The 26,410-nt window shown below is 46.7% G+C and carries 27 protein-coding genes; 6 read left to right on the top strand and 21 right to left on the bottom strand.

All coding sequences use genetic code 11. The annotated features are described in order from the left end of the window. Nucleotides 1-7 precede the first annotated feature (7 nt). The 11 genes from atpA to EKM71_RS03990 form a co-directional block, all read right to left on the bottom strand. Nucleotides 8-1,555, bottom strand: a complete 1,548-nt coding sequence (gene atpA / locus EKM71_RS04040) for a F0F1 ATP synthase subunit alpha (RefSeq protein WP_125545956.1) — start codon at nucleotides 1,553-1,555, stop codon at nucleotides 8-10. Between the two features lie 28 nt (nucleotides 1,556-1,583). Continuing rightward, complete coding sequence (gene atpH, locus EKM71_RS04035) at nucleotides 1,584-2,126, bottom strand: ATP synthase F1 subunit delta (RefSeq protein ID WP_125573379.1); 543 nt, start codon at nucleotides 2,124-2,126, stop codon at nucleotides 1,584-1,586. After that, nucleotides 2,116-2,631: a F0F1 ATP synthase subunit B gene (gene atpF / locus EKM71_RS04030; protein WP_125573378.1), complete on the bottom strand. Its 516-nt coding sequence runs from the start codon at nucleotides 2,629-2,631 to the stop codon at nucleotides 2,116-2,118. Before atpF ends, atpH begins: the two co-directional genes overlap by 11 nt. A 55-nt stretch (nucleotides 2,632-2,686) precedes the next feature. Further along, on the bottom strand, nucleotides 2,687-2,899 hold the full coding sequence (gene atpE, locus EKM71_RS04025) for a F0F1 ATP synthase subunit C (protein ID WP_125573377.1): 213 nt from the start codon (nucleotides 2,897-2,899) through the stop codon (nucleotides 2,687-2,689). Nucleotides 2,900-2,939: 40 nt separating this feature from the next. Then, entirely contained in the window at nucleotides 2,940-3,653 is a 714-nt protein-coding gene (gene atpB / locus EKM71_RS04020; protein WP_125573376.1) for a F0F1 ATP synthase subunit A, read from the bottom strand. A gap of 326 nt (nucleotides 3,654-3,979) precedes the next feature. Then, nucleotides 3,980-4,609, bottom strand: a complete 630-nt coding sequence (gene upp / locus EKM71_RS04015; protein ID WP_125573375.1) for a uracil phosphoribosyltransferase — start codon at nucleotides 4,607-4,609, stop codon at nucleotides 3,980-3,982. Between the two features lie 91 nt (nucleotides 4,610-4,700). Further along, on the bottom strand, nucleotides 4,701-5,942 hold the full coding sequence (gene glyA, locus EKM71_RS04010; RefSeq protein ID WP_125573374.1) for a serine hydroxymethyltransferase: 1,242 nt from the start codon (nucleotides 5,940-5,942) through the stop codon (nucleotides 4,701-4,703). Between the two features lie 87 nt (nucleotides 5,943-6,029). Continuing rightward, on the bottom strand, nucleotides 6,030-7,049 hold the full coding sequence (locus EKM71_RS04005; RefSeq protein WP_125573373.1) for an L-threonylcarbamoyladenylate synthase: 1,020 nt from the start codon (nucleotides 7,047-7,049) through the stop codon (nucleotides 6,030-6,032). A gap of 28 nt (nucleotides 7,050-7,077) precedes the next feature. Next, nucleotides 7,078-7,920: a peptide chain release factor N(5)-glutamine methyltransferase gene (gene prmC, locus EKM71_RS04000; RefSeq protein ID WP_125573372.1), complete on the bottom strand. Its 843-nt coding sequence runs from the start codon at nucleotides 7,918-7,920 to the stop codon at nucleotides 7,078-7,080. Beyond that, a complete protein-coding gene (prfA, locus tag EKM71_RS03995; RefSeq protein WP_125573371.1) occupies nucleotides 7,913-8,998 on the bottom strand; it encodes a peptide chain release factor 1 in 1,086 nt (361 codons plus the stop codon). Before prfA ends, prmC begins: the two co-directional genes overlap by 8 nt. Before the next feature lie 21 nt (nucleotides 8,999-9,019). Then, nucleotides 9,020-9,604 carry a thymidine kinase gene (locus tag EKM71_RS03990; protein ID WP_125573370.1) on the bottom strand — a complete coding sequence of 195 codons (585 nt, stop codon included), beginning with the start codon at nucleotides 9,602-9,604 and terminating at the stop codon, nucleotides 9,020-9,022. A 205-nt stretch (nucleotides 9,605-9,809) separates the two neighbouring features. On the opposite strand from EKM71_RS03990, the gene EKM71_RS03985 reads away from it, so the two are divergent. Together EKM71_RS03985 and EKM71_RS03980 are read left to right on the top strand one after the other, a co-directional pair. Next, complete coding sequence (locus tag EKM71_RS03985) at nucleotides 9,810-11,159, top strand: Mur ligase family protein (RefSeq protein WP_125573369.1); 1,350 nt, start codon at nucleotides 9,810-9,812, stop codon at nucleotides 11,157-11,159. Beyond that, complete coding sequence (locus tag EKM71_RS03980; RefSeq protein ID WP_125573368.1) at nucleotides 11,156-11,860, top strand: type 1 glutamine amidotransferase; 705 nt, start codon at nucleotides 11,156-11,158, stop codon at nucleotides 11,858-11,860. Before EKM71_RS03985 ends, EKM71_RS03980 begins: the two co-directional genes overlap by 4 nt. A 65-nt stretch (nucleotides 11,861-11,925) precedes the next feature. Here the strand turns inward: EKM71_RS03980 and EKM71_RS03975 are convergent, their stop codons facing one another. The 3 genes from EKM71_RS03975 to EKM71_RS03965 all read right to left on the bottom strand — a co-directional run bounded on the left by EKM71_RS03975 (nucleotide 11,926) and on the right by EKM71_RS03965 (nucleotide 16,663). Beyond that, entirely contained in the window at nucleotides 11,926-12,945 is a 1,020-nt protein-coding gene (locus EKM71_RS03975) for a serine hydrolase domain-containing protein (protein ID WP_125573367.1), read from the bottom strand. A 150-nt stretch (nucleotides 12,946-13,095) separates the two neighbouring features. Then, complete coding sequence (locus EKM71_RS03970) at nucleotides 13,096-14,937, bottom strand: ABC transporter ATP-binding protein (RefSeq protein ID WP_125573366.1); 1,842 nt, start codon at nucleotides 14,935-14,937, stop codon at nucleotides 13,096-13,098. Continuing rightward, nucleotides 14,930-16,663 (bottom strand): ABC transporter ATP-binding protein, encoded by a 1,734-nt coding sequence (locus tag EKM71_RS03965; protein WP_125573365.1) that lies wholly within the window; start codon nucleotides 16,661-16,663, stop codon nucleotides 14,930-14,932. Before EKM71_RS03965 ends, EKM71_RS03970 begins: the two co-directional genes overlap by 8 nt. 171 nt (nucleotides 16,664-16,834) lie before the next feature. On the opposite strand from EKM71_RS03965, the gene EKM71_RS03960 reads away from it, so the two are divergent. Beyond that, nucleotides 16,835-17,164 (top strand): hypothetical protein, encoded by a 330-nt coding sequence (locus EKM71_RS03960; protein WP_125573364.1) that lies wholly within the window; start codon nucleotides 16,835-16,837, stop codon nucleotides 17,162-17,164. A gap of 44 nt (nucleotides 17,165-17,208) precedes the next feature. Here the strand turns inward: EKM71_RS03960 and EKM71_RS03955 are convergent, their stop codons facing one another. Next, a complete protein-coding gene (locus EKM71_RS03955) occupies nucleotides 17,209-17,421 on the bottom strand; it encodes a hypothetical protein (protein ID WP_225417990.1) in 213 nt (70 codons plus the stop codon). Between the two features lie 87 nt (nucleotides 17,422-17,508). Further along, a complete protein-coding gene (locus EKM71_RS03950) occupies nucleotides 17,509-18,633 on the bottom strand; it encodes a GGDEF domain-containing protein (RefSeq protein ID WP_125573362.1) in 1,125 nt (374 codons plus the stop codon). Nucleotides 18,634-18,875: 242 nt separating this feature from the next. Here EKM71_RS03950 and EKM71_RS03945 point away from each other — a divergent pair, with 242 nt between their 5' ends. Continuing rightward, nucleotides 18,876-19,538: an EAL domain-containing protein gene (locus tag EKM71_RS03945; RefSeq protein WP_125573361.1), complete on the top strand. Its 663-nt coding sequence runs from the start codon at nucleotides 18,876-18,878 to the stop codon at nucleotides 19,536-19,538. A 176-nt stretch (nucleotides 19,539-19,714) separates the two neighbouring features. On the opposite strand, the gene EKM71_RS03940 is transcribed toward EKM71_RS03945, so the two are convergent. The 5 genes from EKM71_RS03940 to EKM71_RS03920 all read right to left on the bottom strand — a co-directional run bounded on the left by EKM71_RS03940 (nucleotide 19,715) and on the right by EKM71_RS03920 (nucleotide 24,268). Next, complete coding sequence (locus tag EKM71_RS03940; protein WP_125573360.1) at nucleotides 19,715-20,584, bottom strand: hypothetical protein; 870 nt, start codon at nucleotides 20,582-20,584, stop codon at nucleotides 19,715-19,717. Between the two features lie 151 nt (nucleotides 20,585-20,735). Beyond that, the gene (locus tag EKM71_RS03935) at nucleotides 20,736-21,101 is read right to left on the bottom strand and encodes a hypothetical protein (RefSeq protein ID WP_125573359.1); all 366 of its coding nucleotides are present in this window, start codon (nucleotides 21,099-21,101) and stop codon (nucleotides 20,736-20,738) included. 1,486 nt (nucleotides 21,102-22,587) lie between these two features. Next, entirely contained in the window at nucleotides 22,588-23,007 is a 420-nt protein-coding gene (locus tag EKM71_RS03930) for a hypothetical protein (RefSeq protein ID WP_125573358.1), read from the bottom strand. 698 nt (nucleotides 23,008-23,705) lie between these two features. Continuing rightward, the gene (locus tag EKM71_RS03925; RefSeq protein WP_125573357.1) at nucleotides 23,706-23,975 is read right to left on the bottom strand and encodes a helix-turn-helix domain-containing protein; all 270 of its coding nucleotides are present in this window, start codon (nucleotides 23,973-23,975) and stop codon (nucleotides 23,706-23,708) included. A gap of 110 nt (nucleotides 23,976-24,085) precedes the next feature. Then, nucleotides 24,086-24,268: a helix-turn-helix domain-containing protein gene (locus EKM71_RS03920; protein ID WP_125573356.1), complete on the bottom strand. Its 183-nt coding sequence runs from the start codon at nucleotides 24,266-24,268 to the stop codon at nucleotides 24,086-24,088. 137 nt (nucleotides 24,269-24,405) lie between these two features. Between EKM71_RS03920 and EKM71_RS03915 the strand changes: the two genes are divergently transcribed. Continuing rightward, complete coding sequence (locus EKM71_RS03915; protein WP_164504716.1) at nucleotides 24,406-25,041, top strand: helix-turn-helix domain-containing protein; 636 nt, start codon at nucleotides 24,406-24,408, stop codon at nucleotides 25,039-25,041. Nucleotides 25,042-25,165: 124 nt separating this feature from the next. Continuing rightward, complete coding sequence (locus EKM71_RS03910) at nucleotides 25,166-26,323, top strand: site-specific integrase (RefSeq protein ID WP_125573354.1); 1,158 nt, start codon at nucleotides 25,166-25,168, stop codon at nucleotides 26,321-26,323. Nucleotides 26,324-26,410: the final 87 nt, after the last annotated feature.

The raw sequence follows: 26,410 nt of genomic DNA, 5'->3' as shown, positions 1-26,410 counted from the left end.
AGCAATTCTAGTTTTCTGCTGAATCATCGTCGTCCGCTTCAGCATTATGCTTGGTCGGTTGGAAAGTCTTATCAAACTCAGCAAGTGCGTCATCCAATGCATCGCCTTCTGGTAAATTACCAGTTTTGGTGATTTCATCTTCAAGTGCTTTGTAAGACGTGTCCATAAACGCAAACAATTCGTTTTGGTAACGTAGAACGTCACTCACTTCGAGCTTATCAAGGTGCCGGTGGGTCAAGGCGTAGAGAATAATAACTTCCTTGGCAACAGGTACAGATTCATGCAAGCCTTGCTTTAAGACTTCCACGGTCCGAGCACCACGGTCCAAACGGGCCTTGGTAGCAGCATCCAAGTCAGAACCGAATTGTGCGAATGATTCCAGTTCCCGGTATGCGGATAAGTCCAACCGCAAAGTCCCGGCAACCTTCTTCATGGCTTTGATTTGAGCATCCCCACCAACCCGAGAAACTGAAGTCCCGGCATCAATGGCTGGCCGAATCCCTGAATAGAAGGAATCACTGTTCAAGAAGATTTGCCCGTCGGTGATGGAAATAACGTTAGTTGGAATATAAGCCGAAACGTCCCCAGCCTTGGTTTCGATAACTGGTAACGCGGTCATTGACCCGCCACCTAATTCATCGTTCAACTTAGCTGCCCGTTCGAGTAAACGAGAGTGGGTATAGAAAATATCCCCAGGGTACGCTTCACGGCCTGGTGGCCGACGTAAGATCAAGGAAAGTTCACGATAAGCATCGGCTTGCTTAGTTAAATCATCATAGACGATTAACACATGCTTGCCATTCATCATGAATTCTTCACCCATGGCTGCACCGGCATATGGTGCGATGTACAGTAATGGTGCTGGTTCAGATGGTCCGGCACTGACGACAATGGTGTAATCCATAGCGCCAAACTTTTCCAAAGTGGAAACTTGTGACCGCACAGTTGAGTCCTTTTGACCAATAGCCACATAAATACAGATCATGTTCTGACCCTTTTGATTAATGATGGTATCGATCGCAATAGAACTCTTACCCGTCTTACGGTCACCGATAATCAACTCACGTTGACCTCGGCCAATTGGAACCAAGGCATCAATGGCTTTGATCCCGGTTTGTAGGGGTTCACTAACCCCTTGCCGTTCCATAACACCTGGTGCTTTATGTTCGATTGGTCGCGTTTTATCGGTCTTGATGTCCCCTTTACCGTCGATTGCTTGACCCAATGAGTTAACAACTCGGCCAATCAATTGATCACCAACGGGAACTTCCATGATTCGGCCAGTTCGTTTAACGGTGTCGCCTTCAGTGATTCCAGTGAAATCACCCAAGATAACGATACCAACGTCACTGGCTTCGAGGTTTTGGACCATCCCATAAACCCCGTTATCAAACAGTAACAGTTCACCCTGAAGGGCGTTGTCTAAACCGTGGGCACGGGCAATCCCGTCACCAACGTAAGTTACTGTACCAGTCTCTTCAACTGAGAGTTCATCTGTATAGTTTTCTAATTGTTGTTTAATTAGAGCACTGATTTCCTCAGCTTTAATGCTCATGAAAGTTTCACCTCTTTCTCCATAGAATCTAAGCTAAAAGTCGTTGCCGCAACTGGTTCATGCGGGTCTGGAGACTGCCATCATAGACAATCCCGGCAGACTTAACAATGGCTCCGCCCAGAATAGAAGCGTCGACTTGGCACCGTAAAATTGCTTTTTTGGCCCCAACGCGCTTGGCAAATGTCTGACTGAGAACGTCGGCTTGGTTTCCAACCAGCGCCACAGCAGTCGTGACATCTGCATATACAATCTGTTGCTTTTCGTCATATAAAACTTGAAATTGCTCGATAATGGCGACCATGATATCCATACGATCATAGTCAAAGACCATTTGAATTAAATTTTGGATGTAAGGTGAAGCATCGCGCTTTAAATCGGCGACTAAGGCTTCTCGCTTGTCCAATTCTAAACTAGCATTCGAAAGTACCGTACTCAAACTAGGATTGTCTTCGAAGATTCGCCGAAGCTGTTGAAGATCACTGTAACCGGAGTCTAACTGGTCCTTTTCGGCCAGGAGTTCAAACAATGCTTTGGCGTAACGCTTCGCTGCAGTTGTTCGATTAAGACTCATGTGGTTTCCCCAACCCTTCGATATAAGAATCGATCAATTCTTTTTGATCACTAGCATTCAATTCACGCTGAATTAGCTTGGAAGCAATCTCAATAGATAAATCCGCCACATCGTTCCGTGCACTAACCAAAGCGGCTTCCCGTTCCTGGGCAATGTCGTCCTTGGCTTTGGCCTTCAAGGCCTGAGCATCGGCTTCGGCTTTATCGATAATTTGACCCCGTTGTTCCTGTCCATCACTCTTCGCCGTGCTGACGATTTGTTGCGCCTCAACGCGAGAACCTTTTAAGGCTTCCTGACGTTGGTCTGCTAAAGTAGCAGCTTCGGCGCGTGACTTCTCGGCGTGGTCAATATCATCGGAAATTTTATCCGATCGTTGTTGCATCATCTTCGTAATGGGACCCCAAGCGAAAATCTTGACGAGCCACATTAACAGAAGGAAGGTTACAACGTAAAAGATCGAATCACCGTTGTAGAGCGTTGCATCAATCACTAAATGTGAGAGCATCTATTGACACCTCCTTCATTGTCAACTTTTGCTGAATCCAAAGTAACCTGAAACATTACTTGTTCATCAACAACAGTGAGACAACGAAGCCTAGGATTGGCATAGCTTCAACTAACCCAACACCGATGAACATCGTGGTACGGAATTGACCGGCCATTTCAGGTTGACGAACCATACTTTCAAGCGTTTTAACGATAACGATAGCGTCACCGAAAGCCCCTGCTAATGCTGCTGCGATCATAGTAAAACTTGCTGCTAATGCACCCATAATTAATATTTCCTCCTTGAATTTGGAATAGGTCTATTGCCTATTCACCTTCTAATTGTCGACCAATGTATACTGAAGATAGTGTTAAGAAAACATAAGCTTGAATGGAGCCCAAGAATACTGAGAGTCCTTGCCAAGCCATTTCAATTGGTACAGCCGCGATCAACGTTGGAATACCCTTTGATTCGGCGAAAGTCCAAACCATTTCTAGTAAGACTTCACCAGAGAAGATAATCCCAAAGATACGAAGACCGAGAGTCAGAAAACTTGAGACTTGTTCAAACAGGTTCGATGCCAAGAACATCGGCGATGGCTTGATAAAACTCGTCAAGTAGCCCTTGGTTCCCCACTTGTGAAGTCCAGCGTAGTTAGCCAAAGCAACTGTCATCATTGACATCGTCAATGTCACAATTGGATCAGATGTTGGACTTCGAACAATTGCAGAACCATTGATCGCAACGTTGAAGAATAAACCAAGTTGGTTTGAAAGAAAGAGAAACAGGAATAACGTGAATCCCCAAAGTCCAAATCCACTCACTTCCTTGGCTGGAATCGATCCACCTAAGATACCATTGGTGAAGTCAATTAACCATTCGAGAAAGTTCTGGCCTTTTGAAGGCCGCATCGAAACATGTCGAGACGTAAAGAAGATAACTGCGAATGCCAGGATGAACACCACCAAACCTGACAACACATTAGCAGTACTAAATGTTAGCTTCCAAATTTGAAAGGTTGAAACTGTACCACTTCCCACCTAATATCACCTCTTTTCGAAGACATTTTCGCCTGGTCCTTTCAACCTGTAATCATTTAAGACCATTGTCGCGAATTTTTAGACGTAAGAAAGCGCGCCCAAACACATTAAAAATGATACCACCAATATTGGGAAAAGACAAAGCCTATTTCCTATTTTTCACTAAGAAAATCATTTTCTTTCATAGCTTTGTAAAAAGCGCTGTGAAAACAATGAGAACGCTTCCAGCAAGAGCCCGTTAAACCGCTGATTTGGCCGCTTACTCATCATTTTTTCATAAAAAGAACAAGCCTGACCGGGGACTCGGTCAGACTTGAAAATTCTGTTTACTTTGTCCCAAACAAGCGGTCACCCGCATCGCCTAATCCCGGAACAATGTAGCCATCTTCATTTAAATGATCATCCAACGCAGCCGTGTAAATATCAACGTCTGGATGGGCTTCTTGTAAGGCTTTGACACCTTCTGGTGCTGATACTAAACATACAAACTTCATGTTGCTAGCGCCCCGCTTCTTCAGGGCATCAATGGCCATGATAGCAGAACCACCAGTTGCCAACATTGGGTCGACAATAAAAATCTGTCGTTGGTCAATGTCAGACGGCAACTTAACAAAGTATTCGTGGGGTTGTAAAGTCTTCTCGTCACGGTACATTCCGATATGACCCACCTTAGCGGCTGGAATCAACTCTAAGATACCATCGACCATTCCGATACCGGCACGCAAGATTGGCACAATGGCAACTTTCTTACCAGCTAACTCCTTTGCCGTCATCTTGCCCATTGGCGTCTCGATCTGCTTGTCCTGCAGTGGCATATCGCGTGAAACATCATACGCCATCAGCGTCGAAATTTCGTTAACAACCTCGCGAAAACTACGCGTTCCGCAGTTTTTGTTCCGAATGATTGTTAATTTGTGTTGAATCAACGGGTGGTCAAGTACTTGAAACTTCCCCATGAATAAACGCTCCTTTGTGATTTCTTACAATTGTACCATTATCTAAGCCATTGCAACGGATTAATTTAAAATGAAAACGTTTTTTTGATAATTAATCTAATGCACTCAGTGGGTGAGCCGCTGTCAATATTCTGACCTGGTCACGGACCTCAGCTAACACCGTCTCGTCATTAGGATTTAAGAGGGTCTTCACGATGAGCTGGGCTACCTCGCGACATTCGTCTGGATTAAACCCACGCGTTGTCACAGCTGGCGTTCCTAACCGAATACCTGAGGTCTTGAAAGGACTCAGCGTTTCATTAGGAATCGCTTCTTTATTCGTCGTGATCATGACGCTATCCAGCAGCTCTTGGGCTTGCTTCCCATTTAAGTCGGTGGCCGAAAGGTCTAAGGTCATCAAGTGATTGTCGGTCCCACCGGAAACGACGCGAACCGTTGGTAACTTGTTAAACTCATCGGCCATGGCCTGGGCATTATCGATAATCGCCTGGGCGTAATCAGTAAACTCAGGTTGGAGGTCTTCAAAGAACGCTGCGGCCTTACCAGCAATCACGTGTTCCAGAGGACCGCCCTGTGTACCGGGGAAGACAGCTGAATTCAGTCGCTTGGCATTCTCCGCCTGCGAGAGGATGAGACCCCCTCGCGGCCCACGAAGAGTCTTGTGCGTTGTCGTGGTCACAACGTCGGCAATCCCTACTGGTGAAGGATGTTGTCCAGCCGCAACTAACCCGGCAATATGGGCCATATCGACCATCAGATAAGCCCCAACTTCGTCGGCAATGTCTCTGAAGGCCTGAAAGTCAATCGTCCGTGAGTAAGCTGAAGCCCCCGCCACAATCAATTGCGGCTTGACCTTTAAGGCGAGATCACGAATCATGTCATAATCTAAGAGTTCGGTCTCCGGATTCAATCCATAACTGTAAGCTTGGTAGAGCTTGCCCGAAAAATTGACCTTGGCCCCGTGAGTCAAGTGACCGCCGGCATCCAGACCCATTCCCAAAATGGTGTCCCCGGGCTTCAAAAAGGCCGCATAAACCGCCTGATTAGCCTGTGAACCGGAATGGGGTTGCACATTGGCATATTCGGCGTTGAAGAGCTTCTTAGCACGGTCAATCGCCAGTTGTTCGACAACATCAATGTACTGTGTTCCCCCGTAATACCGTTTGCCAGGATATCCCTCGGCATACTTGTTAGTAAGAACGGAGCCTTGTGCCGTGCGGACGGCGTGACTGACGATGTTTTCAGAGGCAATCAACTCAATAGTGTCCTCTTGCCGTTGCTCCTCATGTGCAATGGCACCCCATAAAGCTGGATCCTGTTCTTTAAAATTCAATGGCGGTCCCTCCTGAACTGTAGTTGGTTTCATTTTACCAAACTTTCAGCTCTGGCGGGACCGCCTTGCTCATCAAACTTATAATAATTAGGCTTTTGTAAAGTGAACCTGACCTGCAGACTTATTAAGTCGGTTCATGTAAGCTGCACCCAAGCCCTCATCGGAGAAACCTTGAGCTAAGATGCCCTTGACAGGTGACTCCAGGTCGAAGTGTCGCAACCCAGCAAACAATCGGTGACTAGCACTGGGCAAATCGCGACCCAGTGAGAAAAATTCAGCATTCTTAGGTAACGTCAACCCACTCAACGTGTGATCGAGTGCCATGACCCCGATGGCATCGTCCTGCTGACCAGCCCATTCGAGAGCTGCCGTCCAGTCTGTCACGTGATCGACGATGTAGACCTGAGCATTCGGGGCATAGTGTTTGTATTTCATTCCCGGCGCCTTAGGCACTTCAGTCGCACCAACCTTATGATGAGTTGACCGGACGGTGCCAATAACTGCCTCGAGTTCTTCCTCAGTGACGGCCCCCGGACGCAAGATCGTTGGGACGTCGGTTGACATGTCTAAGACCGTCGATTCAACCCCCACTTCGGTAGGCCCGTCATCCAAGATTCCCGCAATCTTGCCATTTAAATCATGGTAGACGTGCTTGGCTAAAGTTGGACTGGGTTTACCAGAGGTGTTGGCAGATGGTCCCACCAAAGGAACCCCGGCCTCTTTAATGAGGTCTAAGGTCACCTGATTGTCCGGATTCCGGAAAGCAGCCGTATGCAAGCCCCCAGTTACAGCAGGCGAAAAAGCCCCTGGTTGTAACTTGAAGATTAACGTCAGTGACCCCGGCCAAAAGGCCTTGATCAGTGCTTTCGCCTTTTCTGACAAGGGTTCAGCATATTGTTCCACGGTTGCTTGGCCCGTCACATGAACAATCAAGGGATTGTCACTCGGACGTCCCTTGGCCAAATACACCTGTTTCACGGCGGCCTCATTTGTGGCATCCGCGCCTAGACCATACACGGTCTCAGTGGGAAAGGCCACGAGTTGTCCTGCCTTGATGGCAGCCGCCGCTTCGCTAATCTGGTTGGGTTTAAAAATTTTCGTTTCCATTCCGTCTCTTCTCTCCCATTCCCTAAACTTAGAGTTGAACTCGAACCATTCGGTCCTGCCCGTTGATGTCTTGACGAATCGTCACGGTTGCCGTTGGCAGTGCGGTTTCAAAGATCGCTCGTACCGCAGCGCCTTGTTGATAGCCAATTTCAGCGAAGAATTGTCCCGTTGGCGTCAATCGCTGGGATAATTCTGCAGCAAAACGGCGGTAGAACGCCAGACCGTGATCCGCCGCAAATAAAGCCTGATCAGGCTCGAAGCGTTTCACGCTGTCATCCATCACAGACGTCTCCGAACGATCAATGTACGGCGGATTAGACACGATCACGTCAAACTGCTGGTCAGCGACCGGGGTAAATAGATCTCCGACCGCAAAAGTCACCTCAGCGTGCTGGGCCGTCGCATTCTCACGAGCGACGGCCACAGCCTCAGCTGAAATATCCGTGGCCGTCACCGTCCACTCGGGACGTTGGGCTTTGAGAGTCACGGCAATGGCGCCGCTCCCAGTACCCACATCTAACACGCGTTGGCTGACAGCGACGACATCGTCTAGGATCCAAGCGACTAATTCCTCCGTCTCTTGACGGGGAATCAACGTGGCAGGTGTGACCCGAAAACTTTGTCCATAGAATGGCGCTTGTCCTAAAATATATTGAGCAGGTTCACCGGCAACAATCCGGGCAATTTGTGCCTGATAGGTCGCCCATTCAGCATTCGGCATCATCTCACGATAGTGTTGCACCAATTGCGTAAATGACCACTGGTGGCTTCCCAGTAGCAGGTACTGTGCGGCAGCCGGATCGGCCGTCGTCTCCTTCAGTTGGTCCTCACCCCACCGTAATGCTGCCAAATACGTGTACTCATTAGTCATTGTTCTTTAAATTTTCCAATTTAGCCGCTTGATCGGAAAGAATCAGGGCATCGATGATGTCATCGAGTTCCCCATTCATAATTCGGTCGAGTTTATTCAACGTTAACCCAATCCGATGATCGGTAACTCGGTTTTGTGGGTAGTTGTAGGTTCTGATCCGTTCGGACCGGTCCCCCGTCCCCACTGCGGACTTCCGTTCGGCATCGTAGGCGCTACGTTCTTGTTGCTTATAGTAATCGTAAACTCGAGCCCGCAGAATCTGCATGGCTTTGGCCCGGTTTTGTTGTTGTGACCGTTCATCTTGCATAGCAACGACAATCCCCGTTGGTAAGTGGGTCATTCGCACGGCGGAAGAGGTCTTGTTAATATGTTGACCACCAGCACCAGAAGACCGATAAACGTCGGTCCGAATGTCCTTAGGATCGATGTCAATATCGACGTCTTCTTCCTCAGGCATGACCCCAACCGTCGCAGTACTGGTGTGCACGCGTCCAGCTGATTCGGTTGCTGGCACTCGTTGCACTCGGTGAGCCCCATTCTCAAACTTAAGCTTCGAGTAAACTTTGTCTCCGGTAATCATGAGGACAATTTCCTTGAAGCCACCAACTTCGGTGGCATTCTCATCAACGACTTCAATCTTCCAACCTTGGCGTTCAGCGTACTTGGAGTACATGCTAAAGAGATCAGCCGCAAATAAACTGGCCTCATCCCCACCGGCAGCCCCATGGATTTCCATAATGATATTCTTGTCATCATTAGGATCCTTAGGTAACAGTAACAGCTTGATATCTTCCTCTAACTGTTCCTTTTGTGCTTCCAGGTCCTTCAATTCGTCTTTGACCATACTAGCCATGTCATCGTCTAGTTTTTCATACAACATGTCTTCGTCATCCTTGATTTGCTGGGTGACATCCTCGAATTGGTGATACTTATCCACCGTTTCACGCAATTCACCTTCTTCTTTCGAAAGCTTCATGAAACGTTGGGTATCCGCAATAATTGCAGGGTCACTAATTAATTCATTCAGCTCGTCGTAGCGGTCCGCTACGGCTTGCAGTTTGTCAAACATCTCGTCCATTCTCTACTTAACCTCGTTTCGTTATTTACCGATTTGATCTAATGGTGGATTGAAATAATGCCGCCGACAAACGGGGTAATAAGCCTCATTTCCCCCGATTTGGACTTGTTCGCCCTCGTAAACCGGTTGGTTGTCGTGAAACCGTAAATTCATAATGGCCTTTTTGGCACAGAACCAGCAAATGGTCTTCATTTCTTCAATCTTATCTGCGTACAGTAACAAATACTTGGATCCCTCGAACAGTTCATTTCTAAAGTCATTCTTCAAACCAAATGTCATGACAGGAACCTTTAACTCATCCACCACCCGTGCTAACTCCAATACGTGAGCTTTGGTAAGGAACTGGGCCTCATCGATTAACACGCAGTTGGCGTGTTCGTCGATGCGCTTGACCTCGTCATACAAGTTGGTCTCTTCAAAGATTGGATGGGCTTCTCGCTTCAGCCCAATTCGGCTGGCAATGTAACCAACCTGATCTCTGGTGTCCAGGCCACTGGTCATGATGATGACCCGCTTATGTTGTTCCTCGTAGTTATGCGCGACCTTTAGAATCTCGATCGTTTTCCCACTATTCATTGCACCGTACCGAAAAAACAGCTGTGCCACGTTACTCCCACCTTTTTGACAGTTTCTATCTATTATAGCTGATTACACTTAAAAATTCGACCTCAGGCCGTGCAAACTTTCCTTGCGATTTAACAAAGTTCAGGCCCACCGCTCCCCTATTTACGGAAAAAATGCTAAAATGAATGTTTGAATATTAATGAAACGGCAATTTTAAAAAATTAGTGCAATTAAGGAGCGACAATTCATGTCATTGAGAAGCGGCTTTGCCACCTTTGCGGGGAAATCCTCTTACTGGTTTCTCCACACCTTTCTTCACGGGGGCAGTTCTCTCCCTGGGAAGATTACCTTAAAGCTCGACCCTAACATTTTGAAGTCATTGGGGGCCAACTACGATGTCATCGTCATTACCGGGACCAACGGGAAGACTTTGACCACGGCCCTCACCGTCTCCGTACTGGGTCAGAAGTATCCTTCTATCCTGACAAATCCAACCGGTTCTAACATGGAACAAGGGATTGTCACAACCTTTCTAAACGCCAAACGTCCCAAGACCGGCCGGCCTATTGCCGTCCTAGAAGTCGACGAGGCTAACGTGATCAAGGTTACCAAATACATCCAGCCTAAGGCCTTCGTCTTCACGAACATCTTCCGGGACCAGATGGATCGTTATGGAGAGATCTACACGACCTATCAGAAGATTTTAGACGGGGTAGCTCTCGCACCTAAAGCGACCGTCATTGCCAACGGAGATTCACCGATCTTTAACTCTAAGGAACTGCCAAACCCCATTCAATACTATGGGTTTGACAACCAACCAGACGGTGACTTCAAGGCTAAGCCCAACACAGACGGCGTCCTATGTCCCGTTTGTGAGCACATTCTGCACTATCATTCCCTAACCTACAGTAACCAGGGCAAGTATTTCTGCCCTAACTGTGGCTTCCACCGCCCAGAACTGACGTACCGGTTGACCAAGTTGGGGGAACAGACCCCAACATCATCAACTTTTGACCTGGACGGACATACCTATAAAATCGGTGTCGGTGGAACGTATAACATCTACAATGCCCTAGCCGCCTACTCAGTTGGCCGCTTTCTAGAGGTTTCACCCGACCAGATCTCTCAGGCCTTTACTGCCAATGAGCGCGTCTTCGGTCGTCAAGAGGTCATCGACGTTGATGGCAAGCAGGTCACGATTATCTTAGTCAAGAATCCCGTTGGTTTGGATCAAGTCCTTCATATGATTGGTACTGATACCCATCAATTCTCTCTTGTAGGACTCCTCAACGCCAACTACGCCGACGGAATTGATACGAGTTGGATCTGGGATGGCGACTTTGAACAACTAGCCAATCTGGACATTCCGACCGTCATCACCGGTGGCGAACGCTACAAGGATATCACCTTCCGCCTCAAGGTGGCCGGCATTCCAGATAGTCGTCACATCGTTGAACCTGATTTGGAAAAGGTCGTTGAACAGATTAAACGGGTTCCGACTGAACGTGTTTACGTTCTGGCAACCTACACGGCCATGCTACAGATGCGAAAGATTTTAGCCGCTAAGGGCTACATTAAGGAGGGATTAGGCGTATGACCTACGAATTAAACGTGGCTCACCTATATGGAGACTTAATGAATACCTATGGAGACGTCGGCAATATTCTAGCGTTAAACTACTATGCCAAGCAAATGGATGTTCACTTAAACGTTAAGGTCGTCAGCCTGGAGGAAAACTTCCACGCTGCTGACTATGACCTCGCCTTCTTTGGTGGGGGCCAGGACTTCGAACAGACCATCGTTTCCCAAGACATCCAAACTAAAAAAGCCGAACTGACCAAGTTCATCGAGTCCGACGGTCCGTTGCTTGCCATCTGTGGGGGCTTTCAACTCTTAGGTCACTACTACATTGGGGCCAACGGGGAAAAGTTGCCTGGGATTGGTGCCCTCGACCACTATACGCTGGCCCAGAACAACAATCGATTTATTGGTAATATCGTGATCAAGAACCAGGAGACTGGCGAGACCTACCACGGTTTCGAAAACCATCAAGGTCGGACCTTCCTAGGAACTGACGAACGCCCCTTGGGTAACGTGGTTTCCGGTAAGGGTAATAACGGCGAGGATGGCACTGAAGGTGCCATCTACAAGAACGTTTACTGCTCCTACTTTCACGGCCCCATCTTGACTCGCAACGGCGACATCGCCAAGCACCTCTTGGTTGCCGCCCTAAAGCGGAAGTTCCCAACGGCCGACTTTAGTCAACAGGAAGCCTTACCAATTCCTGCTACCTTCTAAATTTAAATACAAATGCCACTCTGAGAAAGGCTTCTCGGAGTGGCATTTTTCATTACTACGATTATTTATAAGCGGGACTTCTCCGCTAAGTAAGTTCCAATCACCGCATTTCGCTGATCAAGATACGGTTCGTTCGGAGCCACGGGATGAACCCGGTTAGAGAGAAAGACCATCGCCTGATCGGCCACGGGATCCAATACCAGATAGGTTCCCGTGAAGCCAGAGTGCCACAGCACCCGATGGGGTTGCGGCCAAGCGGTCGCGGTCAGGGCCCACCCAAGCGATCGACCAGCCTGACCAGTAGGCGTCCAGTCCCGAAGCAAATCATGAATCAGGGTTGGGGGGAGTACGCTGGCTACCCTCTCGGGATGTAAATAGGCCTGACAGAAGAGTACCAGATCATCAACCGTGCTGAACAACCCGGCCGATCCACAGTGACGGGCCAAAACCCAGCCTTTGGGATCGTGAACGATCCCTCGAACTAAGCCCCGCCCAGGTTCAACAGCTGTGGGAATACACTGCAAAGGGTTATTGGGTGTAAATGTACTGTGACGCATCCCCAATGGTTCCAAAACTCGCTGCGTAATGGCTGTCTGCACCGACAGACCTAATATTTTCTCAATAATCCACCCCATAAAGATATAATTCACATCGGCGTAGACCATTTTATGATTAAATGTTGGTCCCACGTGAAGGCCTAATAACCCCGCCTTTAAGCCATCGGCCGGCAGTTTGTTTCGATTGGGAATATACCCGGTAATTCCGGAGGTATGCGTCAACAAGTGACGCACCGTGACCCGCGAATCTCCCCATTCTGGTAGCCAACGGGTAATCGGATCTTCAAGACTAAGCCGCCCCTGGGCCAAGAGCTGTAAGGTTACCGATAGGGTGCCCACAACCTTCGTCAAGGAAGCCACGTCATACTGCATTCCTGGACGTAACGTCTCACGCTGAGGAACCAGCGCCGCCACCCCCATCTGACCGGTCTCGACCCGATCACCATCGATCAAGGCGTAACTAACTCCCGGCACCACGTGTTCCGTGACGAGCCGCTGGAGGGCTGCCTTTGTATGTGGATAACCCATCTTGCCACCTCCTGTTTCTTTCTCCCATTCTACCCATCGACAGTCACCGATTGCAACGGTATCCCGAACTCGAGAACAGAAGTTTACCAAATAATTACCAAAAAGGACCCAAGCGCCAAGCGCTACGGGTCCTTATTCTAATTGCATAAATTAGGCTAAGTTGTTTCCGGTAAATTGACTGTTGTACAGGTCGGCGTAGAACCCATTGGCAGCCAAGAGACTGTCATGGTTACCCGTTTCAACAATGTGCCCATGATTCATGACCACGATGTTCTCGGCATTTTGAATTGTCGAGAGTCGATGAGCCACCACGAAGCTGGTCCGGCCAGCTAACAGCCGTTCCATAGCGTGTTGAATCAGCATTTCAGTCCGAGTATCCACGGAACTTGTTGCCTCATCTAAGATCAAGACATCGGGGTTCGCCACAAAGGCCCGCGCAATCGTCAACAATTGGCGTTGCCCTTGTGAAATGTTCGTTGCGGACTCATTCAAGATAGTGTCATACCCTTCCGGTAATTGACGGATAAAGGTATCAGCGTGAGCAGCCTTGGCGGCGGCGTATACATCATCCTCCGTGGCGTTCTCACGACCATACTTGATGTTATCGAAGATCGACCCCGTAAAGAGCCAAGTATCTTGAAGCACCATAGCAAAGTTCCGACGGAGATCAGACCGTTTCGCTGTCTTCGTATCCTGACCCCGGTACTTAATTTGTCCGGAGTTAACATCGTAGAAGCGTTCCAACAGGTTAATAATCGTCGTCTTCCCGGCCCCGGTAGGTCCGACAATGGCCACCATTTCACCTGGTTTCACCTTCAGATTGAAGTCTGCGATCAATGGGTTTTCTTCGTTATACTGGAAAGCAACGTCATCAAATTCAATCACACTGTCACCAGCAGCAGTTGCCGTTGGTAACGGCGTCGTTTCCGGTTCAGTCATTTCTTCCTCATCCAAGACAGCGAAAACCCGTTCTGCAGAGGCAATCGTGGCCTGAATTGTATTGGTCAAGTTGGCCATTTGCGTGATGGGTTGTGAGAATTGGTTGGTGTATTGCAAGAAAGCTTGAACGTTCCCCAAGCTCACTTGACCATGAGCCACCTGAATTCCACCAATAACGGCGACAGCCAGATAATCCAAGTTCTTGACGAAGTTCATCAATGGGAAGATCAGACTGGAGACAAATTGGGCCTTCCAGGCTGACTGATAATATTTCTTATTGTGTTCTTCAAATTGTTCTTGTGTCGCTTTTTCCCGGTTGAACGTCTTGACCACGGTGTGACCAGCATAGGTTTCTTCAACCGTATTGTTCAATAGCCCCAGGTTCTTTTGTTGACCTGCAAAGAAACGTTGTGACTTTGGTGCCACAATCATCACAACCACCAGACTCAATGGCACGGAAAGTAACGCCACCAGGGTCAACCACCCACTAATTGTGAGCATCATGTATAAGACCCCAAAGAAGGTCAAGACACTCGTCACAAGTTGTGAAAGGGTCTGTTGTAGGGTTCCTCCGATATTATCCATATCATTGGCCATCCGTGACATCAAATCCCCATTACTATGAGTGTCATAGTAACTGATTGGTAGCCGTTGCATTTTGTGCTTCAAGTCACTCCGAAGTTGGTAAACCACCTTTTGCGCAATCCAATTCATGATAACCGATTGAATCACGTTAAAGATTGCCGCAACCCCATACATAATCCCAACAACCAGTAAAATTTGACCGATCTTACCAAAGTCGACCGGAAAACTATGGATGGGCAACCCAGCCTTCAGTTCTGCTTGGCCCTTCAGAACACCCTTAAATAACTCAGTCGTTGCTTTTCCTAAGATCTTGGGCGTCTTAATCTGCAGAATAACCGCTACCGCGGCAAAAGCCAGGACAATAAAAATCCCAAACAGCCAACGTTTCATGTAGCGGAACAAGCGGAACGTCGTCTTCCAAAAGCTTTGTGGCCGCTGTTTCATGGCCGATCCACGTCCATTACGCATCGACAACATCCCCCTTCCGCAGTTGTGATTCGAGAATTTCTTGGTAAGTCTTGTTGTTTGCTTTCAGTTCATCATGCGTCCCTTGACCCACGATTTTGCCTTCATCAACCACTAAGATCAAGTCGGCATCAGCAACCGTTGAGACCCGTTGGGCCACAATGACGGTAACCCCATCTTGAACCTGTTGGTCCTTACGCAACTCCTGCCGTAACAAAGAGTCCGTCTTAAAGTCCAACGCTGAGAAGGAGTCATCGAAAATGTAGACACTAGCGCGCTTCAAAATCGTCCGGGCAATGACGAGTCGTTGCCGTTGACCACCAGAGAAGTTTGCCCCATCTTGTTCAACGGTGGCCTCAAGCCCGCCTTCTTCCTTGACGAAATCACTCGCTTGGGCAACGTCCAGAGCATGCCAAATTTGGTCGTCCGTCGCGTCTGTCATGCCATAAGTCATGTTCCCCCGAATATCGCCGGAGAAGAGCACAGCCTTCTGTTGCGTGATGGACACAACGTCATGAAGATCGTGTTGGCTAATTGCCGTTAACGCGGTTCCATTGACCCGAATTTGACCGCTTTCGGGGTCAAATAATCGGGGAATCAGGTTAACCAGTGTCGATTTCCCCGACCCAGTTCCCCCAATAATAGCAACCGTCTGCCCAGCCGTGGCACTGAAGTTCACGTCCTTTAGGGCGAGCTCTTCGGCACCGGTGTAGCGGAAGTTCACGTGGTCGAACTCAAGGCTCGACTTGCTGTCCTTCAAGCTAACTGGTTGATCCACATCGTTGATCTTAGACTTCAGATCCATGACTTCGTTAATTCGTGCAGCTGAGGCTTGAGCTCGTGGCACGAAAACGAAAATCATGGAAACCATCATGAAACTAATCAAGATTTGAGTGGCGTAGGTCATGAACGCCACTAGGTTTCCGACCGCCATGGATTGGTTAGCAATCAATTGTCCCCCAAACCAAACGATCCCAATATTAGTTCCACTAATAATGAGAGTAATCACTGGAAACATCAGCGACACAATCATGAAAACCTTAATCCCAGTCTTCGTGTAGTCCTGGTTGGCCCCTTCAAAACGATCCTGTTCAAATTGATCTTGATTGAAAGCACGGATAACCCGAACCCCCGTTAGCCCTTCTCTAAAGGTTAAATTAATACGATCAATTTTCTTTTGTAAGCTCTTAAATAGCGGAACAGCAAAGTACATGATCGCACCGGTAAAGACTGCTAATACAGGCAATGCGACCAGGAAGACCATCGTGAGTTGTGGACTCTTGACATATGCCAGAACCCCGGCACCAATCAACATGATAGGTGCCATTAACATCATCCGGAGCATTTGCACCATAACGTTTTGAATCTGAACCACGTCATTGGTGGTCCGGGTAATCAAAGACGCATTCCCAACCGTCTCAAACTCTTCGGTTGAGGAGAATGTGACCTTCTTAAAGATCGATGATCTGATGCGTTGCCCCATCTTCTGGGACTGAGTTGCCGCAAAATAAACGTTTCCTGCAGACCCCAGTACGCCGATAAAGCTTAATAGTAACATCCGTCCACCGGTTGACCAGATATAACCGATATCGTTTTGGGCAATCCCCTTATCGATAATATCAGAGGTCAGCGTAGGTAATGACAAATCACAGATAACTTGAACCACCATGAATGCCACAGCCAGGAATACCGCCCACCAGTCCAAATGTTTTCGGGCAAGTCGTATCATTGAATCTCGGCCTTCTTTCTTTAATTGACAATCGAGTAACTCTATAAACTACATATGCGATAATTATACTCGCCTGAAGTCCGTTTGCAATACAGGATTTGGAACAGACTAGGCACTGGTAAAGCTTCAAATATTTGTTACAATGAAGACACCGAAGGGAGTAATCAAACCGTGGCGAGTAATTCAGACTCAATCTATAATGTCTTAACCTATATTCATCGACACCCACAAAAGGTGACCTTCATTCCACAGGTCAATAGCAATGTTGTCGCCATTGGTGTCCCCGATTCCGTGACGGTCTCGGACCCCGAAATTTACTTTCCAGTAAACCACTTACTGGTTAACCGAATGGATGACGACTTTCTAGCCAAGAACGGCGATCTTCTCACCTATTTTTTCGAACGGACCACCAGTTCTAAATTAGATTACCAAGAGGTCTGGATTACCACTGGCTACGTCACTGCGAAAAAGACCTACCTCGTGGAACTCTCATTTGAATAGTGACCTGAAAAAAGCCTCGGCATTGCCGAAGCTTTTTGATTATCTCAATTAAATAAGGCGCGTCCAGCCCAAACGCCACCCCCAACGACCAATACTGCCACTAAGAAAAAACGAAATAAGGCAGCAAAGGCCACGAGAATGACGATTCCAATCACTAGGGTACCAACCAATCCTAAGACCCATCCTGCCAGGCCAAAAACCAGCCGCAGGATTGGGAACAATAGAAGAAGTGCTAATAATAAAAGAATCACCGTCATCGCTCCATTCGTTATAACTAGGAGCAAGTTTACACTATTCTTTGTCAAGTTTCACGGCAGAACCTCCGCGTTTGATAAAATTTTTAATTACTCGACCGTAATCTGTTTTCGACCATTTTTCTTGGAGCGATACAGGTTGGCATCAACCCGCTTGTAAAAATCCAAGGGATTACTATCCATTTCCCGGAGTTCGGAAACTCCAACCGAGATGGTAACCCGAATAGTAACATCGTTATAGGTAATCCGTAGATCCCTGACCCCCTCGAAGACTCGCTGCGCCACAGCCGTACTCATCGTTAGATCATAATCAGGTAAGAGAATGTTGAATTCTTCCCCACCTGTTCGGTAGAGCACTGCCTTCGGGTCTGACTTCTTTAGCACCGCTGTGACTTGCGCAGCGACCTGTTTCAAAACTTCATCGCCGGCCAAATGGCCATAGGTATCGTTCACTTGTTTAAAGTGATCAATGTCGAACATAATCATAGCTAATCTTGTCTGGTGGTTGGCGCTATGTCGGAAATAATGTCCCACCGCTCGGTCATAGGCAGCAAAGTTCTGGACGTGAGTCAGTGCATCCCAGTTGGCCGATTGGAAGAGTCGTTCCTTGATACGCCGATCACGATCCTGAATCTGAAAATAACCATACATCAAGACGACTAGGATCGTATAGTTTCCTAATTCTTCGGCATACGTTCGCCAGTCCAAGTGAAACCGGAGACAGACAATGCCCCAAAGGACTGCGGCGAAAATTACCGCGATGCTTAGGTAACGCAAAAAAGGCCGACGCCACAGATGAACACTCTGCTGATACGAGACCACGTAAAACAGGACAAAGAGGACTGTGTAGGCCCATGAGAGTGGTTGATTCACATTGCCGTTTAAAAACATGAAGCCCACAGATGCGATGAAAATTACCCAATAGGGAATACGTAATTGAAGAAAATACGCCACAAATATTAAGAGCAATAATTGAAAGGTTGTAAAGGTCCACGACAAATGACTATCACGAACCAGCAGCTGCAGAGCAAAGACTGACCCCACCGCACAGAGCGTGCCCACGGCAATTTGGACCTTCTTAACATCGATCGGTCTATTCGATGCTTTCACATGCGCCGTAATCCAGCTGAAAATAGCCCAGTAAAGGGTAATGACACCCAAAACGAAAAAGATACTGGTAATGATTGGGGGAACTAGCCAAAGTGACCAAGCCATACTCAACGCGCTCCTTAATGCGTGATAGTCGCAACCATCACTGAATTCTGCCGGAAATCCCAGCACTTCTCTATCATAAATCAGGATGATTAATAAATCCATAAATCTTTACATAAGATAAACGACCCATTCAGTAACTAATTAACTGCTAGTCCCCAAAAAGTTTTACTAGCTCCCTCTATTTAAACGTTTTAAAATACAGTATGATGGTAAAAGATAACCTGCAAGGAGGATTGCAAATCATGTATCGTTATTTTCTTCAGCCACAGTTAGACACTTCCAATAACTCATTGATTGGCTATGAATTACTGATTCGCCAGCAGGTTGATGGCAAGTGGATCCTTCCCCACGACTTCGCCTCGATTCCAATCGATGTCCAGGCCGATCTGATCCAGCGCACGGCCAAAAAACTCTTGCTTAAGATTGGCTCCATCTCATTTAACGTCAATCAGAGTCAGTTCGTTGATCCGACCATTGCGACAGCTATCGTAAATGCCCAACACCAGATCTATCCAATTAATTTGGTCTTGGAAGTTACAGAGGAAGTCACCGACGATGAAGTCTCCCACCAGCAGCTCATCGATCAGGTCCATTACTTTGACGAGCAAGGTATTCAACTCAGCTTAGATGACATTGGAACCGGGCTAAATACCTATGAACACCTTGAGCCCATCTTGTCCTATGCCAGTGAGATCAAATTCGCCATGCAGAACTTTCGTCAAGAAAAGCGAGAAGCCGACATCCCGGAAGCCCTCGCTTTCTGGCAAAAGATTGCGATCCAATACAAGCTGCGCCTGATCCTGGAAGGTGTTGAAAACCAAGCTGAACACGATATGGCCAATCGTATTGGCGTTGACCTCCGACAAGGCTGGTTCTACGGTAAACCACATCTTTTTAAGCTTTAACGACATGAATTCATCTCTTGTGGATGGATTTTTTTAGTTGACCGCAATCAAAATTTGAATCACTGGCTGGTTCGAAAAATAGATGGCAAGTCACCAGACATTTCCGGTGGCTCGCCATCTATTTGTAAAACCAAGGCTTAAAATCACCCCGTTAAACCGAACACTTCTCAATAGTCCTAGTCTTCCACGTCACTTCCCGAAGTGATCGCCGTGTAATAAGTCACACCACCCAAAGCGTAGAGACTATAAAAGTCATAGTATTCGCCACGATCATCATCGTAAGAACTACGATTCTGTGGCTGATGCCGGTTCATTAGAGCCAATCGATACTGATATGCCCCCTTTTCCCCCACACGAACCGTCTTCAATCCCTTTAACTTGCCTTTCAGATACAGATAGCGCGTTGCATCCTTCACCCGTGTTTTAGCGATTTTCGCTGTGCTGTAAGGTCTTCCCGTATATTGCTCGTCTAAAGTGGCATTCTTATTAATCTCATGAAGTTCCACGTATCCATTTGTGGTTATCTGCGCACTGCGTTTGGAAGTCGTATCAATAGCTTTAGCGCCACCTAAATACAAATCGCCATAGCTCCAGGTGGGCATGTATGCAGGCGTCTTAATCTTTTTGAAGGTGCTTACCGGATAAGCAATACCGTATCCGGCTCGATAGCCTTTCCTCACGTTCCGATTGAACAACGCATAGTTCAACCTATTTTCTACCACGAAGGAAAGCTGGTCGTCCCATTTTCCATTAGACAACTTATGTTTGGGCACAATCATTCCAGCAACAATAGTTCCCTTAGGTAGTTTCATTGTTTTCGTATAGCCTTTTGTTTCGTCTGTATTTTTTTCATACTCAATTTTAACCGAAACCGTCTTGGTTGCCTTGTAATATGTACTCATATTCAAATGGTCTCTGTCAACCGTCTCACCGGCAATAGTTACTGTTCTATATTTATAAGCCGCTTGAACCGTGGTTGTGTCGATTAGACTAATTGCCATAGCGGCAGTCACACCTAAAAGCACACACATCAGTTGTTTCTTCATTAAAGATTCCTCCCCAGGATATCAGTTGCACTACTTCTTTAGTTTAACACGCCCATTGCCAGCAAACCCAAGTGGCAGATAACTTGGTTGAAAACATGTCAGACCAGAAAATTTATTCGCTGTAACTAAAAAGCCACTATCTCTAGTGACTTTATTTAAGATAAGCCGTAAGCACAATATATAAATATGACAAGGAAGCGGCGACCAGTAAAACCTGTATCAAGAAAAATAATATCTTCACCGTACTTCCAGGTAAACTATCTGCAATGTATTTACTATCAATAAATTCTGGTTTCAATAAGAATTCAACAACCATGCCTGCTATCGGGACTAGCAAAACAACATACTTAGCAGCGGTCACGGCAACCACACCGTTCATATCCAATTGTAAGGGTACTTTGCTCTTTAAACGCGAGTATAAGACTAACAGGAGCCCAAATTCGAATAAGTAAATGACCATAAACACGTCTAACGATTTCTTATAAAAGGCACTAATCCAGTAAGTTAAGATTGTCATCGCCCCCTATGGTTTGGCTTTTCATCAGGACGCTTGCCCGATGCGCACATAAGTCATCCATGGCGAATGATAACAGGATAGTCAGCCGTTTATCAAACGCAATTATTAGTTAGTTAAAAGCATTAAAAAAGCCGTTAGCGCAACGTTTTCACGTCTCACTAACGACTACCGAGTTGATAATGATTGGGTATACTGGGAACGAACCATACCCCCTAGAAAGACTATTGCAGCAGCATTTGCATACATCCGACTATAAATTGGCTGTCATTTTGGCTGTCAATGGCAGTAAATCACACATATTCATGATTCTATTTTGGCAGGGCGATGGAACTGTTAGCTTAATGGCTGGCAGTTTTTATTTTGTCTTCATGTATCAAAAAAGAGCCTGACTCAGATTGAGCAGGACTCTCATACTATCGCGCTGGTGATAGGTTGGCCTGACACAAATTAAATTATGACTATCACTCCATGGGCTGAGTATATCACGATTGTCTATGATGGCAATGCTGATGTGTTTAGGCCCTGCTCTGGGGATGGCATAGGCAGTAGCCTGCCGCAATCATCCCCGGATGTGGGCCACAGCGTTATGGAACGTTTCCGGTGCAGTGAGACGTTCTCAGAGGCCACGTTCGCGGTTCCAGATTGATAGTTGCCGGTCTGTGTCAGCAGGAATAAGGTGGGCGCAATCAGATATGGGGATGATTCGATTCAGGGGCGCAGAGGTGTTTCAGCATGGTTCTGAGTTGCATTATTTTCAAAGTTCTTTCTAATCCCTTGGCGCTCTAAGCGTCGTATTGTTTCGTATTAAATTATTGTTTTACCTTTTGCTTTTTGTTTTACTTTCAACATTGCTTGCAAAACAGCTAGTTCACTACTCCCCCAAGGGATTGAATTACTTTTGTTTTAGATTGGGGTGTTTTAGCACAACTTATTTACGTATACGGGGTAGATATAGAGGCATAACCCTTAGTAATAAATATTACTTTAAAAGTAAAACAGTAAAACAAAGCACCTATAAATGCCTGTATAGAGGGGCTAAGTGGTGTTTTAGATTGGCCTTAAAAAGTAAAACAAAAAGTAAAACTAAAACACTTATACCACCCTGATTACTGATTCAACTTACTGCGGGGATGAATTTAATAGCCTGCTGCTAAAAGTGACAAGCCAGTTTTATTTCTGTGAGCGTTTAAGGGGGTATCACGGGCAAGTATGCCAGACATCCCCTAGAATCGCTTAGAACGTAAATGAGCTTGTCAGATTTAAGTGTGCTGGTTTCGACCGTCAGCAGGAACACGGTGCAAGGCACCTAAACTCTGCTGCGGGGATGATTCAAAACGGTGTAGATCTACGGTGTTTCCGTTTTGGAGCAAAAGAAAAAGACGTTCCTGCATATCAGGACGCCTCACACGTTAATTTGGTGGACAACTACCCACCTGCTTAGTTTTAAATGCAGCAGAACGCGCTTGTCAGTATGAAACTACTGCCGTTAGTACAGGTAGCCCAACTCACGGGCCAATGTTTTAAAGAATGCAGTACGCCGCCTGCTGATTGCGGTACGTCCAATGTGCAACTTCATGGCAACCCCTGACATATTGAGTTGATTGCCCGGATGGAAGTATAGCAATTCAATCGTTGCGCGGGTATCTGGGTCACTCCACGCGAGAACTCTCGCTACCGTTTCCTTGTATAAGCGCAGGTTGCGTAACGTTCGGTCAGTAGCAATGCTAATTGCCATATCCTCTACACGGGTATCACGATTGTTCTGCATGTGACCGCCACCAATATTTTCATCCCTGCCATCATGGTACGGAACCCGCAGTGACTCTTCATAGTTCGCAATGATTTTATCAGAACGGGGATAATCCCGCAGTATGCCTTCTAAAAAATGAAATGTGCCAGTTCTCATTGCACTAACATCCCCCTTAACACTCAGGGGAGTAAGCTGTTGTAGTTTACCCCCCTAACGAAAGCTATTTTGAAACTGGAATTTTTTGTAAGCCTACTGTATTGATATACGGACATCCGCAGCAGACCCGGGCGCCCCCCCTTTTTTATAGCGGAATTCACAATTACTTGTGAGTTTTAGCTACTCTAGCGAATTGAGCAGCATACCTTGCGATAGCCACAAGACCGGCAGGGGTCAGAGTAGTTGAGGGTCGCTGCCAAAACATAATTGAGTGACTGTCTACGGTCAAGAAACGGCTACCTTCAAGGTACAGGGTATCGTTATCCATGCGAGCGTGTAAGTTGGTGCCTCTGTTTAAGATGTGTAGTAACTGAGTGACTGTCATTGTGTTCCATCCTTCCCATGCTTTGCTGTGGTACTTTGCTACAACTTTGCTCTGAAACTTTTACCGTGATTTGGTGGTGCGTGTTTTTAGATAGCCATTAATCCTGACAAGCCAGTTTCTAACGTGTGAGCGTTTAAGAAACATCACGGCTAACTATGCCGGAGCACCTTAGAATCGCTTAGAACGAAAATAACGTTGTCAGAATTGAATGCAGTGACATCCCCAGTATCAGAGAACCATCAATGGGGATGATTCAAAACGGTGTAGACCTACACCCATGATACTCCTACATAACCATTGCCCTGCCAGAGACTTAGATTGTGTGTGCTTCCATAAATTTGTTTGCAGAATCTTTACTGATACGGATAATGTTTCCAATCGTTGTGACCTCTAAACCCTCAGCAATGAATGTGTTAAGAGTCTGTGATGAAACGTGCAGATACTTGGCAGCTTCCTGTTTAGTCATGTAAGGGCCGAACGCTTGTTGCTTGCCAGCTTCCTTAAATGCTTTCACTGCCATAGTCTTCATAACGTCGCCCAGTTGGTTAACTGCGGTGTCTGCTAGTTCAAAAGGGATTTGCATAGTCGTTACCTCCTACGGATGTTTCATCCCCACTACCGGGAATGTACCTCTATAATTACTTATGGTACTTAGGTTGTATAGATACTTTCCCAGATTGCAACGGATGTTTGCTAATGCTTATGGTCTGCCATAAAGGTATCAGCGTCTAACTTATCAATCCGCTTAGAGCCATCAACGTTAATCACTGGCAACCCGTTGTTGATGTACTTGTGCAGCGTGTTCGGGGATTTAATCCCTAGGTACGCGCAGGCCTGTTTAAATGACATGTAACGTGAAACGTCATTTGAATTCATTTAGAGTCATCTCCATATGGAATTTTAATTCGTTAGTTCATATAACGTCATTATAATACAACAATATCCCATGTAATTCAACTTTATAATTCAATTGGCGTCAAATTATGTTATTATGTTTGCAGGAGGTGCTAGTAATGACAGAACCAGAAAGTAAGCGTAAGGAAATTGGAGCCCGCATAAAGTCACTGCGGCTATCGCAGGGGATTGACCTTGAAACATTCGGGAAGCAGATTAACCCACCGGCCTCAGCTAGTATTGCTTCGCGGTGGGAACGGGGCGTTAACATGCCGAACAACAAGCGTCTGCAATCCATCGCAAAACTAGGTAACGTATCAGTAGACTACTTACTAAATGGTTCACCCCACACTAACGATTCTATTTTCAAGGCTATTGAGGGTTGGCAAGGTGGTGACACCCTAACCGGGGATGATTCGGAAAAGGTGAGTGAGGGCATTGTGGGCGGCCAACTAGACGAAATGAAAAATGCTGAAAATGCACAACTAATTAATGATATTCAAAAATCAGTTGCAACGGATGTACTAGCAGGCTTAGGCACCCCAGCGCTACGAACCATTAAAACTACTGTTAAGATGGTGCACAGCGCAGAGAGTTCGGGCAAGCCCGGTTTAGCGTCTAGTATTCAGACTCTTATAACTTTGCTAAGCATGAATGTTAACCCTGCGATTGCAGGAAACAGTGACGCGCAGCAGCAAGCCATTGACGAACTAGAAGAACAATTCAGTTATCTTATTGACGTTTTAGAGTCCTAGTCACCCACCCCCAGTATTAGAGAACCATCAACGGGGATGATTCAAAGTACCGTAGATCTACAACGTGATACTCCTACATAACCATTGCCCTGCCAGAGCACGCAAGTTATTGGGAGGGATTATCATGGCTAACATCAAGAAATATCAGGACAAGAAAGGTAACACGCGTTACATGGTTCAGGTTTATTTAGGTATAGACCCACTGACAGGTAAAAAGCGGCATACACGCCGCAGAGGTCTGAAAACAAAAAAGGAAGCCCAATTAGTTATTTCACGGCTACAAGTAGACGCAGACACTAACGGGGTTCCCTCTAAGCAGAACTATTCAACTTTCAGAGACGTTTACGACCTGTGGTTCACGCAATATCAGAACACCGTTAAGGAAAGCACGTGGGCAACCACTAAACGGATGTTCAGACTTCACGTTCTACCCGTGTTCGGTGAGTACCGTGTTAGCAAGATTACAATTGCGGTCTGTCAGAATGCGATTAACGACTGGTTCACAGCAGGGCTAGTTAAGTACCATACTCTGCTAAACTACACGTCTAGTGTTTTGGACTTTGCAATTAACATGCGACTCATTAAAGACAACCCGGCTAAACGGGTAATCATCCCCGTTAATAAAGACAATCGTTCCCGCAGCAATCTGGAAAACTATTTTGACCGGGCAGAACTGGAACACTTTTTTGAGTGTTTGAACGATGATGATAACGACCCACAAGCCAATGTGTTTTTCAGGTTAGCGGCTTTCAGTGGTATGCGTAAATCTGAAATGCTCTGCCTGCAATGGTCTGACATTAATTTCAGCAAGAACACGGTAACCGTCTCTAAAACACAATCACGGGGCGACAATGCGCGTTTGCTGGTGCAATCACCCAAGACCGCGCGCAGTAACCGAACCGTTTACCTTGACCCCAAGACATGCCGTATTTTACAGCAGTGGCAGCTTGACCAGAGAAAGCGACTACTGCTATACGGATTCAACGCCAATCAGGGGCACAACCTTATCTTTGCTAACGAGAATAACGACATGTGCCAACCGACTAAACCTAGAAAGTGGTTGGAACACACTCTCAGAAAATATGATTTGAAACACGTCACCGTTCACGCTTTCCGGCACACATATGCCACACTAGCATTCGAGGCAGGAGCGTCTATCAAGTCAGTACAAGACCAGTTAGGACATTCTAGTTACAAGACCACCTTAGATATTTACACAGCGGTTACGGATAAGGAAAAGAACGAGGCAACACAGAAACTTGCCAGCTATTTAGATTTCTAACTACCGCAGATTTATGGTTAGCAGGGAAGTTGCTCTAAAACTGGCTGTCATTTTGGCTGTCACTTGGCTGTCATATGGCTACCTCGT

Origin of the sequence: Levilactobacillus huananensis (genome assembly GCF_003946145.1) — a bacterium.
Taxonomy (GTDB): Bacteria; Bacillota; Bacilli; order Lactobacillales; family Lactobacillaceae; genus Levilactobacillus; species Levilactobacillus huananensis.
The sequence above is the reverse complement of the archived record's forward strand: the minus strand, read 5'-3'. Positions and strand labels throughout refer to the sequence as shown.

What these genes read in the sequence shown, in the direction of transcription:
- atpA (WP_125545956.1), bottom strand. Translation starts at nt 1,555, where the DNA reads ATGAGCATTAAAGCTGAGGAAATCAGTGCTCTAATTAAACAACAATTA.
- atpH (WP_125573379.1), bottom strand. Translation starts at nt 2,126, where the DNA reads ATGAGTCTTAATCGAACAACTGCAGCGAAGCGTTACGCCAAAGCATTG.
- atpF (WP_125573378.1), bottom strand. Translation starts at nt 2,631, where the DNA reads ATGCTCTCACATTTAGTGATTGATGCAACGCTCTACAACGGTGATTCG.
- atpE (WP_125573377.1), bottom strand. Translation starts at nt 2,899, where the DNA reads ATGGGTGCATTAGCAGCAAGTTTTACTATGATCGCAGCAGCATTAGCA.
- upp (WP_125573375.1), bottom strand. Translation starts at nt 4,609, where the DNA reads ATGGGGAAGTTTCAAGTACTTGACCACCCGTTGATTCAACACAAATTA.
- EKM71_RS04005 (WP_125573373.1), bottom strand. Translation starts at nt 7,049, where the DNA reads ATGGAAACGAAAATTTTTAAACCCAACCAGATTAGCGAAGCGGCGGCT.
- prmC (WP_125573372.1), bottom strand. Translation starts at nt 7,920, where the DNA reads ATGACTAATGAGTACACGTATTTGGCAGCATTACGGTGGGGTGAGGAC.
- prfA (WP_125573371.1), bottom strand. Translation starts at nt 8,998, where the DNA reads ATGGACGAGATGTTTGACAAACTGCAAGCCGTAGCGGACCGCTACGAC.
- EKM71_RS03985 (WP_125573369.1), top strand. Translation starts at nt 9,810, where the DNA reads ATGTCATTGAGAAGCGGCTTTGCCACCTTTGCGGGGAAATCCTCTTAC.
- EKM71_RS03980 (WP_125573368.1), top strand. Translation starts at nt 11,156, where the DNA reads ATGACCTACGAATTAAACGTGGCTCACCTATATGGAGACTTAATGAAT.
- EKM71_RS03975 (WP_125573367.1), bottom strand. Translation starts at nt 12,945, where the DNA reads ATGGGTTATCCACATACAAAGGCAGCCCTCCAGCGGCTCGTCACGGAA.
- EKM71_RS03970 (WP_125573366.1), bottom strand. Translation starts at nt 14,937, where the DNA reads ATGCGTAATGGACGTGGATCGGCCATGAAACAGCGGCCACAAAGCTTT.
- EKM71_RS03965 (WP_125573365.1), bottom strand. Translation starts at nt 16,663, where the DNA reads ATGATACGACTTGCCCGAAAACATTTGGACTGGTGGGCGGTATTCCTG.
- EKM71_RS03955 (WP_225417990.1), bottom strand. Translation starts at nt 17,421, where the DNA reads ATGACGGTGATTCTTTTATTATTAGCACTTCTTCTATTGTTCCCAATC.
- EKM71_RS03950 (WP_125573362.1), bottom strand. Translation starts at nt 18,633, where the DNA reads ATGGCTTGGTCACTTTGGCTAGTTCCCCCAATCATTACCAGTATCTTT.
- EKM71_RS03945 (WP_125573361.1), top strand. Translation starts at nt 18,876, where the DNA reads ATGTATCGTTATTTTCTTCAGCCACAGTTAGACACTTCCAATAACTCA.
- EKM71_RS03940 (WP_125573360.1), bottom strand. Translation starts at nt 20,584, where the DNA reads ATGAAGAAACAACTGATGTGTGTGCTTTTAGGTGTGACTGCCGCTATG.
- EKM71_RS03935 (WP_125573359.1), bottom strand. Translation starts at nt 21,101, where the DNA reads ATGACAATCTTAACTTACTGGATTAGTGCCTTTTATAAGAAATCGTTA.
- EKM71_RS03930 (WP_125573358.1), bottom strand. Translation starts at nt 23,007, where the DNA reads ATGAGAACTGGCACATTTCATTTTTTAGAAGGCATACTGCGGGATTAT.
- EKM71_RS03925 (WP_125573357.1), bottom strand. Translation starts at nt 23,975, where the DNA reads ATGCAAATCCCTTTTGAACTAGCAGACACCGCAGTTAACCAACTGGGC.
- EKM71_RS03920 (WP_125573356.1), bottom strand. Translation starts at nt 24,268, where the DNA reads ATGAATTCAAATGACGTTTCACGTTACATGTCATTTAAACAGGCCTGC.
- EKM71_RS03915 (WP_164504716.1), top strand. Translation starts at nt 24,406, where the DNA reads ATGACAGAACCAGAAAGTAAGCGTAAGGAAATTGGAGCCCGCATAAAG.
- EKM71_RS03910 (WP_125573354.1), top strand. Translation starts at nt 25,166, where the DNA reads ATGGCTAACATCAAGAAATATCAGGACAAGAAAGGTAACACGCGTTAC.